Origin of the sequence: Sulfurimonas sp., assembly GCF_029027585.1 — a bacterium.
In the GTDB taxonomy this organism is placed as follows: domain Bacteria; phylum Campylobacterota; class Campylobacteria; order Campylobacterales; family Sulfurimonadaceae; genus Sulfurimonas.
In genome coordinates, this window is the sequence record NZ_CP093397.1 from 2,496,309 (window position 1) to 2,509,674 (window position 13,366).

The 13,366-nt window shown below is 31.5% G+C and carries 14 protein-coding genes and 2 pseudogenes; 6 read left to right on the forward strand and 10 right to left on the reverse strand.

Annotated elements, in window-relative coordinates:
- Nucleotides 1–3 precede the first annotated feature (3 nt).
- Both ybeY and MOV50_RS12925 read right to left on the reverse strand, forming a co-directional pair.
- Nucleotides 4–423, reverse strand: a complete 420-nt coding sequence (ybeY, locus tag MOV50_RS12920) for an rRNA maturation RNase YbeY (RefSeq protein ID WP_321778311.1) — start codon at nt 421–423, stop codon at nt 4–6.
- Nucleotides 424–441: 18 nt separating this feature from the next.
- A complete protein-coding gene (locus tag MOV50_RS12925; RefSeq protein ID WP_321778312.1) occupies nt 442–621 on the reverse strand; it encodes a hypothetical protein in 180 nt (59 codons plus the stop codon).
- Nucleotides 622–705: 84 nt separating this feature from the next.
- Between MOV50_RS12925 and queC the strand changes: the two genes are divergently transcribed.
- A complete protein-coding gene (gene queC / locus MOV50_RS12930) occupies nt 706–1,380 on the forward strand; it encodes a 7-cyano-7-deazaguanine synthase QueC (protein ID WP_321778313.1) in 675 nt (224 codons plus the stop codon).
- Complete coding sequence (locus tag MOV50_RS12935; RefSeq protein ID WP_321778314.1) at nt 1,367–2,035, forward strand: SprT family zinc-dependent metalloprotease; 669 nt, start codon at nt 1,367–1,369, stop codon at nt 2,033–2,035. The genes queC and MOV50_RS12935 overlap by 14 nt, the downstream gene beginning before the upstream one ends.
- Here the strand turns inward: MOV50_RS12935 and MOV50_RS12940 are convergent.
- From MOV50_RS12940 to rraA, 3 genes are all read right to left on the reverse strand, one after another.
- Entirely contained in the window at nt 2,025–3,251 is a 1,227-nt protein-coding gene (locus tag MOV50_RS12940; protein ID WP_321778315.1) for a putative glycoside hydrolase, read from the reverse strand. The two genes, MOV50_RS12935 and MOV50_RS12940, sit on opposite strands and share 11 nt — an antisense overlap.
- A 112-nt stretch (nt 3,252–3,363) precedes the next feature.
- Nucleotides 3,364–3,711: a hypothetical protein gene (locus MOV50_RS12945; RefSeq protein WP_321778316.1), complete on the reverse strand. Its 348-nt coding sequence runs from the start codon at nt 3,709–3,711 to the stop codon at nt 3,364–3,366.
- A 13-nt stretch (nt 3,712–3,724) separates the two neighbouring features.
- Nucleotides 3,725–4,204: a ribonuclease E activity regulator RraA gene (gene rraA, locus MOV50_RS12950; RefSeq protein ID WP_321778317.1), complete on the reverse strand. Its 480-nt coding sequence runs from the start codon at nt 4,202–4,204 to the stop codon at nt 3,725–3,727.
- Between the two features lie 121 nt (nt 4,205–4,325).
- On the opposite strand from rraA, the gene glmS reads away from it, so the two are divergent.
- Genes glmS through MOV50_RS12970 form a run of 4 tightly spaced genes read left to right on the forward strand, consistent with a single transcriptional unit; the run spans nt 4,326 to nt 8,845 of the window.
- Nucleotides 4,326–4,736, forward strand: coding sequence for a methylaspartate mutase subunit S (gene glmS / locus MOV50_RS12955; RefSeq protein WP_321778318.1), 411 nt, complete (start codon nt 4,326–4,328; stop codon nt 4,734–4,736).
- Complete coding sequence (locus MOV50_RS12960) at nt 4,736–6,100, forward strand: methylaspartate mutase (protein WP_321778319.1); 1,365 nt, start codon at nt 4,736–4,738, stop codon at nt 6,098–6,100. Before glmS ends, MOV50_RS12960 begins: the two co-directional genes overlap by 1 nt.
- Nucleotides 6,097–7,275 (forward strand): glutamate mutase L, encoded by a 1,179-nt coding sequence (locus tag MOV50_RS12965; RefSeq protein ID WP_321778320.1) that lies wholly within the window; start codon nt 6,097–6,099, stop codon nt 7,273–7,275. Before MOV50_RS12960 ends, MOV50_RS12965 begins: the two co-directional genes overlap by 4 nt.
- 1 nt (nt 7,276) lies before the next feature.
- Nucleotides 7,277–8,845, forward strand: a complete 1,569-nt coding sequence (locus tag MOV50_RS12970) for an AMP-binding protein (RefSeq protein ID WP_321778321.1) — start codon at nt 7,277–7,279, stop codon at nt 8,843–8,845.
- Here MOV50_RS12970 and MOV50_RS12975 read toward each other — a convergent pair.
- The 5 genes and pseudogenes from MOV50_RS12975 to mobB form a co-directional block, all read right to left on the reverse strand.
- The gene (locus MOV50_RS12975) at nt 8,834–9,832 is read right to left on the reverse strand and encodes a hypothetical protein (protein WP_321778322.1); all 999 of its coding nucleotides are present in this window, start codon (nt 9,830–9,832) and stop codon (nt 8,834–8,836) included. The two genes, MOV50_RS12970 and MOV50_RS12975, sit on opposite strands and share 12 nt — an antisense overlap.
- Nucleotides 9,829–11,772: a methionine--tRNA ligase gene (gene metG, locus MOV50_RS12980; RefSeq protein ID WP_321778323.1), complete on the reverse strand. Its 1,944-nt coding sequence runs from the start codon at nt 11,770–11,772 to the stop codon at nt 9,829–9,831. The genes MOV50_RS12975 and metG overlap by 4 nt, the downstream gene beginning before the upstream one ends.
- A 27-nt stretch (nt 11,773–11,799) precedes the next feature.
- The gene (locus tag MOV50_RS12985) at nt 11,800–12,006 is read right to left on the reverse strand and encodes a hypothetical protein (protein WP_321778324.1); all 207 of its coding nucleotides are present in this window, start codon (nt 12,004–12,006) and stop codon (nt 11,800–11,802) included.
- Nucleotides 11,990–12,831, reverse strand: a pseudogene (locus MOV50_RS12990) (class 1 fructose-bisphosphatase). Before MOV50_RS12990 ends, MOV50_RS12985 begins: the two are co-directional and overlap by 17 nt.
- Nucleotides 12,832–13,334: pseudogene (gene mobB / locus MOV50_RS12995) on the reverse strand (molybdopterin-guanine dinucleotide biosynthesis protein B).
- Nucleotides 13,335–13,366: the final 32 nt, after the last annotated feature.

The following is a 13,366-nucleotide window of genomic DNA, read 5'->3' on the forward strand; positions in this document are numbered from 1 at the left end:
TTTTTACCCTTGTATTCTTGTTATTAAACTTTTTGGTAAATTAAATTCATTAATTAACCTTTCTTCTTCTTCTTTCATTTCACCATTATCAACTTCATGGTCGTATGCTAAGAGATGAAGTATGCCATGAATAAAAAGTAAATTTAATTCATCGTTATTTGTATGACCTAGTTTATTTGCTAAAGTTTCTATATGAAAAGAAGAGATGACAATGCTACCAAGCGGACTCATTGGCATCTCTTCATAAGGAAAACTAAGCACATCAGTTGATTTTTCTATATTGCGATGAAGTTTATTAATATTTTTCATTTCCTCTTCATCTACAATAAGTAGCTCGATGTCTTTATCTGTGAGTTTTGTGGCGATAGTATTTAAAAGTGATTCATCTATTTTAAGTGAAGTTCTGTTATCTATGTCAATCATAGATGAGATTATAGCGAATTAACCAATTATATTGATGTTGCTTCCAATACCTGTTTTTTGAGCATTCACTTGTTTTGATTGTTCACTTGAGCTTTCAATGATTTTTTCAATTTGTTTTTCTTGAACATCAATAGCTTTTTCTAAAGGATTAGTCCCAGATTCTACTGGTGTTTGTTGAGTGGAAGATGATACATCCATAATTATCTCCTTATTTTCTATATTAGATTATTATATTACTAGTTTGTTTTAATAAAGATTAAAAATATATGTTAAAATTCTCTTATGAATAAAGATAATAAAAAAGCATTATGTGTTATGAGTGGTGGGATGGACTCAACTTTAAGTGCATACATGATGAAAAAAGAGGGTTATGAAGTAATTGCTTTGCATTTTAACTATGCTCAAAGAACACAAAAAAAAGAATTAGAATGTTTTCATAAGATATGTAAAGAGTTAAATATAAAAGAAAAATATATACTTGATTTAGACTTTTTTTCTAAAATAGGTGCTTCTGCTTTGACTGATAAAAAAATCGATGTTCCCGTTGATGGTATAGAAAAGGGTGTCCCAGTAACTTATGTACCCTTTAGAAACGGCATATTTTTAAGCATGGCAGCTGCAATAGCTGAGAAAGAGGGCGCTAGCGTTATTAGCATAGGTGTTGTAGAAGAGGATAGTAGTGGCTATCCTGATTGTAGAGAGTCCTACATAAAAAGTATGCAGGAGTCTATAAATCTAGGTACAAAAGATGAAACAAATATAGAAATAAAAATGCCCTTAGTGCATCTAAAAAAATCACAAATCGTGCAACACTCACTAAAATTAAATGTTCCCCTTAATTTTACTTGGAGTTGTTATAAAAATGAAGATAAGGCTTGTGGAGTTTGTGATAGCTGTAGGCTTAGGCTAAATGGCTTTAAATTAGCTGGAGTTAAAGACCCTATTGATTACAAATAATATACAATTTAAAGATTTAGATATCATTTATGTACATAATAAAAGATTAAAGCATAGCTATATCAACATAGATGGGGATGCTAGAGTAATTGTAAAAACATCATCGGCATCTATACTTTATGTGCAAGATTTACTATTAAAAAAAGAAAGATGGATAAGAAAACAACTTCAAAGCATAAAAGAAACTAAAATTATAAAAATAAACCTTGAAGATGAAGTTTTACTTTTTGGAGAGATTTATAGCGTAGATGCCATAGAGGCACAAGAACTTCGCAAACTACTTCATCGCTTAAGAAAGCCTAATCTAAATACCATCACTAGATGCTACGACAAATTTTATAAACTATATTCACAAATATACCTCAAACAAAGAGTTGAGTATTTTGCAAATATTATGAATTTAAAATATTCAGAGATTAAATATAAAAAAATGCGAAGCAGATGGGGTAGTTGTAGCTCACTTAAAGTTATTACTTTAAATACACATCTTTTAAAACTAACAAAACAACAGATAGATTATGTTGTTGCGCATGAACTAGCACATTTAAAGTTTATGAATCATTCAAAGAAATTCCACGATTTGGTTTCACAATATATATTAGATGCAAAAAATATAAGACATCAAATAAAACATAGACAAAATTTTACTTTTTAGGTTTAAAATACTCTAGATGATACTTGCTAGAAGGTGACCACATCATCCAGCCACTTGTATTGATATCATTGCTTGCTCTTATTTGTTCATTTACTTCAAACTTTCTATAATATTTTCTCGTATGTGCATAGTCTTTAAAATACTGCAACCAAGGTCTAATTCTTTGTGTATCGATTCTACCTCTAATATTTTTAATGCTTCTATATATAACGATATAAGGATGCTCTGATGGGCTATCAAGCCCAAAGGAGCCACTAGCAAAACCAGAAGGGTAAAGCATTGGAGATATATAATCGCTGTATTTACAAAGAGATTCTATTTTTTGTCCTATACCGCTATCACCTTTTTCCCAACAAACATTTCCATAAGTATCTACCGATATAAAAACACCATATTTTCTAAGTTTATTTCGTGCTAATTTTAAAAAGTCTTCTATTGCTTTTATACGGTTTTTTTGAGTATTTTCTTTAGAAAGTTTAAGTCCAGTTTTTGCTGGAAATCTAATATAGTCAAAGTTTATCTCATCGAAACCAACTTTAGCGGCATCCTCAGCAATAGCTACAGTATATCTGTGACTTCTTTTATCAAAAGGATCAACCCACGCCATGTTGTCATGGTTTCTCCAAATACTACCATCCATCTTTTTGATTGCATAATCCTCATTGTTAGAAGCCTGAAGCTCATCTTTAAAAACAACAACTCTAGCAATAGTATAGATGCCCTTTGACTTCATAAGCTTCATAAAGTTTTTAATATTTCCGATAGTTCTTTTTTTGTATGCTCCATAGCTATTTGCTTGTTTAAACGAAGTTCTATATGAGGTAGAGCCATATTCATTTTTAACATCAACTATTATGGTGTTTATCTCTGTTGCATCTATGATTTTTAAAATTCTTGCTGTTGTCTTAGAGTGAATATTTGCACCCCAAAAAGTTAGATAAAGTGCTTTTACATTAATGGACTCTATACTAATTGTAGTGCTGTTTAAATCTTTAGTAAAACCATAAGGCTTATAGCCATAAGCCTTTATATGAAAGTATTTTTCTTTAGAATCAATATTAAATGACCCATTTTCATCAGATTTTACAGTTATTTTAGAATCACTAATCATAGCTTTATGTATAGGCTTATTAGTTTTATCGTCTATTATTGTTCCAGTAAATGAAGCAAAAAGAAGGGCGTGAGCTGCTATTAAAGCGGATAGTAATTTTATCAAATATATTCTCTAGTTTTAAGTTGTTTCTTATAAGCATTTATCATGCCATGGAATTATACTTTATCTCTCATTTAAGTAGAAACACTACTAAGAAAATTCCTACGATTCATTTTTAGTATTCATCTTCTTCTTCACTATCATATATAACAAACTTTAAAGCTTCACAAGTTGCTTGAGTTGTTTCAATTTTTAAATCATCAAAACTAAGTTCATTCTTTTGAACATAATATTCTAGCTCTTTAGTTGTATCTAGATTAAAACATTTTAAAACTGCACTATTTTCTTTATTCATATCTTCATATTTTTCTAAAAAAATCTCAATAGTATCTGTTTGAAGCAGGGCGTTCATATTTGCAGTAAAGGGAATCATTCTTTCATTCACTTCTACCACTACATCTTCATCTTCAACTTCACTAAGAAGTTCTTGCATCTCTTTATTTATATCATTAATTGTTGTCAATATTTTTCCTTTTTTATATAATTTTTTCTGCTGTAACTATAACACCATCGGTATCAGCGTAAAGATAATCTCCATCTTTAAAACCAACTCCACCAAAAGAAAGATGGACATTTCTCTCTCCACTCGTTAATGGTATGTACTTTCTAGAACAAGTCCCAAGAGCATACAGAGCAACAGGAATATCTTTTATTTGAGCCGTATCTCTTATATAACCATTTATAATGATTCCAGCATAGTTATTTTTAAAAGCAAATTTCATCAGATTTTCACCAACTACTGCGAAATACTCTTCTCTTACATCAACAACTACAACTTTGCCACTTCCATCTTCATCACGAAGTAGTTTGATTAAGTCTGAATTATTTTTATCTAGTTTTATTGTTACAACTTCGCCTTTGCATTTCTTTGCTCCACCGTAATTTTTATACTGTGGGTCTAGTACAAAAACACTCTCGATATGCTCATCGCAAATATCTGCTGTAAAAAAGTCCATAAATATATCCTATTTGTTTAATTATGGATGTATTTTAGCACCTTATAACCTAGTTTTTACATAAATTTTGCTATCTTTACATTTATAAAAGACAATAAAATATTAATAGGTATAAAAAAATATGAAAGTAGTTACAGGCGTAGTTGGAAATGATATTCATGTCGTTGCAAACAGACTCATAGAACTGTCATTAAATTCTAGAGGTTTTGAAGTTTTTAATCTTGGAGTAAACACATATTTAGAAGAATTTTTTGATGCAGTTGTTGAAACAGGAGCTGAAGTTCTTCTTATATCTTCACTAAATGGAGAAGCAGAAGGCTGGGCAAGAGAAGTAAAACTATTAAAATCAAAATATAAAAATTTAGATAATTTAGTAATGATGATAGGTGGAAATTTGGTTGTTGGGAGTGCTAGTGCAGAGACAATAGTTCCAAAATACAAAAAGTATGGTTTTGATTTAGTTTTCCATCAAGTAGATTTAAACACGGGACTAGACACCTTAGAAGAGTTTTTAAAAGAGAGAAATAAATAATGAGTTTGCTCCAAGAAGAAAGAGAAATAATACTAAATAATGAATTTGTTGATAATTTTGATTTTGCGGAAGTTGAAGACTTTGTGCGAAATGCAAGTAAAGATTTATTTATTTCACATACTTTTAAAACAAAAAAGAAGATGCTAGTCCAACCTCGTGGCGGTTTTCCGACTTATAAAAAACAATATGCTTTAAATGAGTTTTTTGTAGAAGCAAATGTGGATGTATTGCCTTTAACTATTGACTCAAACACTAGGTTAAACGACTATGCTACCGCTAAGAAGATGCTTCGTCTTAGCGAAGAAAATGATATAGACATGCTAAATGGTTACCCTTTAGTAAATCATGGATACAGAACTACAAGAAAGATGATTACACACTTTAACAAGCCTGTAAGCCTAAGACACGGAACACCAGATGCCAGACTTTTAATAGAAACTGCCATAGCATCTGGTATTTTTGAGATAGAAGGCGGACCGATTACTTATTTGCTCCCATATTCAAAAAACTTTCCTCTTGATAAGGCTTTTTTATACTGGAAATATGTTGAGAGAGTTTGCGCAAACTACTCAAAATTAAACGAGCCTATAAATAGAGAGTCTTTTGGTCCTTTAACTGCAACTCTTGTTCCTCCTGCTATAACTATTGTTATTCAACTTTTAGAAATGATGCTTTCTCTTGAAGAGGGTGTTAAGTCCTTTTCAGTTTCATTTTCACAAACAGGCTCTATGAATCAAGATATAGTGATGGGTGCGGTTATAAAAAAACTATCTCGTCATTATGCAAAACAAATAAACTGTGAAGATGCAACAATAAACTTAGTTTATCATCAGTGGATGGGAGCTTTTCCAACTAACAAAGATTACGCTGAACAGTTAATAAGCATGTCAACTATCATAGCATCTATGGTAGGAGCAGATAAAATCATTACAAAAACAAGAGAAGAAGCATCGGGGATACCAACAAAAGAGGCAAATGCAAAAACAGTTGCAAATACTCAATACACGCTTGGTATATTAAATGGTCTTCCAAATATAGTAGATAAAGAAGAAGAAGAGATACTAACCCTTGAGGTTCACGCTATCATGGAGGCTGTCCTTAACGACTCTGCCGATACTCTTTGGAGAAAGGTATTTAACTCTATCAAAAATGGAATTATCGATGTACCTTTTTCCCCTCACATTATCAATCACAACGAAATGATTACAATCAGAGATGCTAAAAAAAATATAAGAATTATAAAAAGAGGAAATGTACCTATTCCTGATAGATGCTTTGAGTATGAAAAAGCACAATGTGACTTAACAAAAGACACAACAAGTATAGTAAATGACATTATTCACGATATAGGAATTATGCAATGAGTAAACTTTTAATAGATATCGGAAGCACTTACTTTAAAGTATGTACAAACTCAAGCATAGAACAACATTTTAGAGATTTCAACAAGGATATACTTGATGATTTAATATATAAATGCGGGGAAATCATTCATAACTTCGACAAAGATGATGTATATATATGTTCATCCGCAAACGGTGGTTTGAGTACTCTTATCATTGGGGTTACAAATCTTTTTTCCCTAAAGTATGCTAAAAATATAGCTTTTAACTCTGGTATAAATATCATTGAAACTGTTTTATATCAAAATATCAAAGAATATTCAGTTCCTAGTGATTTAATTGATGTAGTTATCATCGCTGGAGGGATTAACTCCTCAGATGCTAAGTTTGATGAGAATCTATACGACTATTTAGATAAATTACACTACTCAAACATCGTATTTGTGGGAGATGAAGATGAAGCATCTAGACTAAATGATAAAATAAACAACCTAGTGATATTACCTAATATCATCGACAACAAACTTCATATAGTAGAAGAAAATCTAAAAGAATACTTAACAAATCTTTATCAAGCTGACATAGTTGGAAAAGAAGATATAAAGCATCTCTACGACATTACTTCAAATCAAATATACTCAACACCGTTCATAGTCAATAAAACGCTTCCTTTGATAAATACAAAGTTTGCAGTTGTTGATCCATTTATCCTTATAGATATAGGTGGTGCTACAACAGATATACATTATTCAAAAGATTTAGTTGATGAAAATATCGTTACTAACAACGAGTATGACAGACTCGTCTTTAAAAAACTAGGTGTCTATAAATCCAAAGAGTCTTTAATCTTTGCTGCACAAAACAATGAGTTCGTTTATGAACTTTTAACGCATCTAAAGGTTACTGAAAATATCTTTGAAGAACAAGGAGAGAAAGCCATAAGAGTTTTAATGCAGTTAGCTATATTTTTAGTTTTATGCAAGATGTCACACTATAAAAAAGCATATATAAACCTAAAACTACTCTCAATTAACTCTATCGTTTTAACAGGCGGAATAACAAAAGTGCTCTCTTCTTTAGAGATTGAAGATATTATCACATTTTTTTATAAAAAAATACTAAATTCAGAGCATAACCCAGCTACTATCTTAGATATCAACTATGATATTTGGACTCTTGGAATAAAAGGAAATTAATATGTCAATAAATTGTATAAGAACATTAATCGAAGATGCACAAGTAACTCACGGAGATAAAATAGCTTTAGTTTTAAATGAAAAGAGTATGACATATAGTGAACTTTACACAAAAGTAAATCAAGTTGCATACTATTTAAATGAGTTAAATTTACCTAAGGATTCTAGAGTAGGAGTTTATTCAAACAAAGGTATAGAACAAGTTATTGCAATATTAGCTATTTTATCAACAAATTATATTTTAGTTCCTCTTACAAAACTGCTAAAACCAGAACAGATTGAGTATATAATTAATGATTGTGACATCAAATGCATAATCACAGACAAACTAAAACTTCAAAGCATTGAGGAGATAAGTTTTGATGGTCATATTGTTTCGTATGAAACATCAGACAAGCAAATACCTTCATTTGAAGAAATATTTAAATACTATAATAAGCCTTATGTTTGTGATATAAATGGACACAACAATGCGCTTATTACTTACTCTTTTGGTGTATCTGGAACTCCAAAAGGAATCGTTATTTCGCATAGAAACCTGATAGATTCTGCACGAGTTGTTTCTGGGTATTTAGACTTAAAAGAAGAAGATGTTATTTCTGGCTTGTTAATTTTCAACCTCGACTATGGACTAAATCAATTGTTTTGTACGCTTTATAAAAGAGCAACTTTAGCTCTGCATAGATTTATACTAGCAGGGGACTTCTTTAACCACATTATAGATGACAGCGTAACTATAATTCCTTTAATGCCTATAAATATAACTCAAATGTTTGATGAAGAGATGCAAAGACTACCAAGTGCTGAGCTTTTTGCAAATGTAAAAACTATAACTTCTTCTGGTGGGAATGTAACGCACAAGATGATAAGTGAATGTAAAAAACTTTTTACAAATGCAAACTTTTACTCTATGCATGGTTTAACTGAGGCATTTCGTTCTACTTATTTAGATCCTTCTCAAGTTGGCATCCGCCCTGATTCCATAGGAAAAGCAATTTCTGATGTGGAACTATATGTTATCAATAAAGACGGTAAAGAGTGTGGAGTAAGAGAAGTAGGGGAGTTAATCCATAGAGGTGGTTATATATACAAAGGATTTTGGAACGCACCAGAACAAAATGAACAAAGATTTAAATCAATTCAAATTTTAAAAGATGTTATAAACTTAGAAGGTCAACTAACAGATGAGATAGTAGTTGCATCTGGAGATTATGTGTATAAAGATGAAGAGGGTTATTTTTACTTTGTTGCAAGACACGATAATATGATAAAAACAAGAGGCTTTAGAGTTTCTCCACTTGAGATTGAATCTGCAGTGGCAAAAAATATACCTCAAATAGAACAATGTGCAATTTTTTCAATAGATAATGAACTAATAGAAGAAGAGATAATTATGGTTTACTCAGCTTCATCAGAAATAGCACCAAAAGAGATACTATTTGAGCTTAAGAAGCATCTAGCATCTTACATGATTCCTAGTAGAGTTATATATAAAAAATCTCTTCCTTTAATTCAGAGTGATAAAAATAAGATAAATATAGATGAGTTAAAAAAAGAGTTAGAAATCTAAAGTCAGTTGTTGAGTTTGTTTTGTAGTTTCTCGGTCTAAAATTGACTTATCTACCCCAACTATAAGGGCAAAATGAAAGCTATTTTCTTTTAGTAAAGTTAAAATATCTTCTGTACTTTCATAAACAAATATATTTTCATTTTCTGTCTGTTGGATGCTAGAAGGAAGTATAAAGATTATATTTGCCCAAGAAGCTCTTGTTTGTAAAAAACTTATCTCACTATCTATAAGACTTGTATTTGGTTCAAAAATCAAAACCTTGTCACTTGTTCCAAAGTTTTTAATCTCAAATTTTTTATTTGTAAATACTGCTTCAAAATGCTCTATTGGTGTAAATTTTCTAAGCCTAAAGTTTATTTTTAAATTTTTCAATAGATGCAAAAGTTCTTCAAGGTAAGGTATAAAGAAGGGAGAAATAAGTTGTCTTTCATAAAAAACATCATCATAGATAAAAGATGTTTCAAAAAGTGTTTGCTCCATAATTTCTATCGGTTGTACTGCTGTTTTTGGAAGAGCTTTAACATTTGCGAACATATCTCTAGGATTTAGAGTAGGGCAAAACAAAACTGTCGCTCTATCTTCTATCTGCCAAAGAGATTTAAAAACAGTTCTCATATCTCCTTTTACAACTAAAAAGCTTGTTTGTGTTATGACTTGAAGAGCAAGTTTTAAAATTATCTCATTACATTCATAAGCTATGATTTCTTTTTCTATTAGTTTAAATCGTAAAAGTCTTTTTAAAGCATCGTCGAGATTAGTAACTTTTATCCAAGCGATTTCATTATCACTAATGAGTGTTGGTTTATCAAAAACTATACCATAGGCACCATTTTGTACGGCAGCATCTATACTATTTTCATCAAAACTAAAAAATATATCGCCTCTTTTTACCTTGTTAGCATCAAATATAATGTTTTCAAAGTTGCTAACGCAAGGCTCATTTATGAGCTCAGCGCGCGTAAGTGCTAGAAAGTTTTCTAATCTCATCCAATAGGTGTGCCTGCCTTTTTAGGTTTTTCAGGTCTAACTAAACACAGACCCTCTTCATCTTTAGCAGCAAGAAGCATTCCTTCTGACATCATTCCCATTAATTTTGCAGGTTTTAGGTTTGCAACGACACAAACTTGTGTACCAATAAGTGACTCAGCGCTATAAAATTCTTTTATTCCAGCAACAACTTGTCTTGGAGTATCTTCACCTAAGTCAACTTGAAGTTTTAAAAGCTTCTTACTCTTAGGTACTTCTTCCGCTTCTATTACAACACCAATTTTTAAAGATGTTTCAAAAAATTGACCGATTTCTATTAGATTGTCTTTTTCAGCTTCCTTTTTTTCCTTCATATCTTCTTTCATTTTATCATTTGGTTTATCATCTGGCATAGCTTTTGGAGCTTCAGGCATTAAAGGCTCTTCAACGCGAGGAAAAAGAGGTGGAACTTTCTTAATATTAAATAATTTCAATAGTTTTTTACCCAAAACAAGCTCTTTATAGCTTTGGTTATTTATCTCAAAACTAAGTGCGTCTGCTATTGTTGCTGTTGTGTTTGGCATGACAGGACTAAGCATTATAGATGCTTTAGCTAAGATATTTGCAACTAAAGCGACCGTTGCTAAAGCCTCATCTTTTCTATCTTCTTTCATTTTTACCCAAGGAGCGTGCTCTTCAATAGCTTTGTTTCCAATAGCAAAAAGTTTCCATAACTCTTCAAGGTATCTGTGCGTTTGCATATTTTGCATAAAAGCATCTAGGTTATTTAAAGCTTCATTCATGGCATCTAGTTCTTTTGAGTGATATTGTTCAACATTAGCACTATCGATCTCAAAATCAGAGTATTTTCCGCTCATTCCAATGATACGATTTAAAAGATTACCTAAATCGTTACTAAGTTCAGAATTTATTCTATCTATAAAAGCTCTTTGAGAAAAATCTCCATCTTGACCAAAAGGAACTTCTCTGAGCATAAAATATCTTAGGTTTTCAACACCATAAGCATCTGAAACTTCTTTAGGAGAGATGACATTTCCTTTAGACTTACTCATTTTTTCACCATCTCTTGTCCACCAACCATGAACACCGATATGCTTAGGAAGAGGCAAGCCAAGGCTCATCAAAAATGCTGGCCAGTAAATAGCGTGAAAACGAAGAATATCTTTACCTACAAAGTGTGTAGATGCTGGCCAATACTTCATGTTTTCTTCATCTTTTCCATACCCTAAAGCTGTGATATAGTTCATCAAAGCATCTAGCCAAACATACATAACATGATTTTTATCATTCATAGAATCTGGAAGTTTAACACCCCAAGTAAAAGAGGTACGAGTCACAGAAAGGTCATGAAGTCCACCTTTTACGAAGTTTATCACTTCATTTGCACGAGAACGAGGAAGAATAAAATCAGGATTGTCTTCATAATGCTTTAGCAAGGCATCTTCATATTTTGATAATTTAAAAAAATAACTCTCTTCTTTTACAGTACTTGTTGCTCTGCCACAATCAGGACAAAACTCACCATCTATAAGTTGTGTTTCTGGGAAAAAAGTTTCACAACTTACGCAGTAATGACCTTCATAAAAATCTTTATAAATATCGCCTTTAGCATGCATGACTTCAAAGGCTTTTTGCACACCTATTTTATGATCAGCATCTGTTGTTCTTATAAACTTATCATAATCTATCTCGAACTCATCCCATAATGTTTTAAAGGTTGCACTTATCTCATCTGCAAATTCTTGAGTAGGTTTGTTGTTCTTTTGTGCAGATTCTTCAATCTTTTGACCATGCTCATCAGTTCCAGTTAAAAAGTAAGTATCATTTCCTTTTAGTTTCTCATATCTAGTCATAGTATCAGCAATAAAAGTTGTATAAGCATGCCCAATATGAGCCTCCCCATTAACATAGTAGATAGGTGTTGTTATATATTTACTCAAAATTATCTTCCTTAATTTTATTTATTATCAAAATTCAAATCCGCCTGTTTCGCCTTTAGACATACTATTGTAAACAGACTTTATATAATCATTTCTTAATTTGCAAGTCAAATATTTTTCACAGATGCTGCAAGTTTTTAAATTATTTTCTTTTTGACAAGCTTGAAGTTCTTTTATCATCTCATCGAGATGAAGTTCAAACTTATCTACCGGTTTATTATGCGTTTCTTGCATAGACTTCTTTTACTCTAGCTATCTCATACTTTGAGCCAAAAAAGCATGGTGAAGTATCATGAATATGCTTGTGTCCAAGTTCCATCAGATCTACTTTACCATCGATTGCCTCTCCACCAGCTGTGTTGTATATAAAAGCAAAAGGGAAAACTTCAAAAAGTTTACGAAGTTTTCCATCTGGCATATCACTTGTAGCAGGGTAGCTAAAAAGACCGCCACCTTTTAGTAAGATTTGGTGTAAATCTGGAACCATTCCACCTGAGTATCTAAGACGATAACCTTCAGCGAATAGTCCATCTACCATCTCTTTATGATAACTTGGCCAATTTTTTTGAGTTCCCCAGGAGCATTTAGTTTACCTTTTTCATTTAGGCGTATCTCTTTTACAAATTCAAAAACTTCACCTTGAAGTAGGTGAAGTTTTGTTTTGTTGTGAGCAAAAACCATCTCAACACGAGGACCAAAAACAACATAACAAGATGCCACCATATTTTTCGCACCAAAAGCATTTTCATAGATGCCAAAGATAGAACCAACACTAAGGTTAACATCAACCAAAGAAGAACCATCTAGTGGATCATAAGCGATAAAATACTTACCATCTTCATGCAGTAGCATCTCTTTTTCTTTTTCTTCACTTGCAATAGTATGAATTGAAGATACTTGAGAAAACTCTTCTTCGATTATCATATCACATTGAATATCAAGTTGAAGTTGAGTTTCTCCAGATGCATTTGCTTGTTGTGAATAGCCTATATCTTTTACATCTATGGCTACTTTAATTCTTTTTGCTGTTTTTTGAATCGCTTCAAATATATCTGTCATTTATACTTCCTTCGCATTTTTAAGTATCCAAGATATTATATCTTCGCAATTATTTAAGTCCAATATATCCACATTACTTGGGATATCATACTCTTGCGTATTAATACTATCATCAATCGCTAAAGCATTCATGTATGGAAAATAATCACTATCTAATCTATCTCTAAATATACTAATTCGTGGTAAGGGCAAAGTTTTTAAGCCTTCAACCAACAAAATATCAAACTTATCAAACAGACGAATCATCTCATCTAAATCTTTATTTCTTTTTGAGAAGTAAGTTGTTCTAGCCGGGAGGTTACAATAACTTCTGCGCCAGTATCAGAAAATTTATAACTATCCTTACCAACAACATCAAAACTTGCCTTATCACTTGGGTCATGTTTGATGATTGCTACTTCTTTTTTATACTCATGTATCAGCTTTCTTGCAACTTTTAATATAAGAGTAGTTTTTCCGCTGTTTGATGGACCTGTAAATGCAACTGCTAATCTTTTTTTCAACTTTTTATCTTTATATAAAATTTTAGTGATTA

What these genes read in the sequence shown, in the direction of transcription:
- ybeY (WP_321778311.1), bottom strand. Translation starts at nt 423, where the DNA reads ATGATTGACATAGATAACAGAACTTCACTTAAAATAGATGAATCACTT.
- MOV50_RS12925 (WP_321778312.1), bottom strand. Translation starts at nt 621, where the DNA reads ATGGATGTATCATCTTCCACTCAACAAACACCAGTAGAATCTGGGACT.
- queC (WP_321778313.1), top strand. Translation starts at nt 706, where the DNA reads ATGAATAAAGATAATAAAAAAGCATTATGTGTTATGAGTGGTGGGATG.
- rraA (WP_321778317.1), bottom strand. Translation starts at nt 4,204, where the DNA reads ATGGACTTTTTTACAGCAGATATTTGCGATGAGCATATCGAGAGTGTT.
- glmS (WP_321778318.1), top strand. Translation starts at nt 4,326, where the DNA reads ATGAAAGTAGTTACAGGCGTAGTTGGAAATGATATTCATGTCGTTGCA.
- MOV50_RS12960 (WP_321778319.1), top strand. Translation starts at nt 4,736, where the DNA reads ATGAGTTTGCTCCAAGAAGAAAGAGAAATAATACTAAATAATGAATTT.
- MOV50_RS12965 (WP_321778320.1), top strand. Translation starts at nt 6,097, where the DNA reads ATGAGTAAACTTTTAATAGATATCGGAAGCACTTACTTTAAAGTATGT.
- MOV50_RS12970 (WP_321778321.1), top strand. Translation starts at nt 7,277, where the DNA reads ATGTCAATAAATTGTATAAGAACATTAATCGAAGATGCACAAGTAACT.
- MOV50_RS12975 (WP_321778322.1), bottom strand. Translation starts at nt 9,832, where the DNA reads ATGAGATTAGAAAACTTTCTAGCACTTACGCGCGCTGAGCTCATAAAT.
- MOV50_RS12985 (WP_321778324.1), bottom strand. Translation starts at nt 12,006, where the DNA reads ATGCAAGAAACGCATAATAAACCGGTAGATAAGTTTGAACTTCATCTC.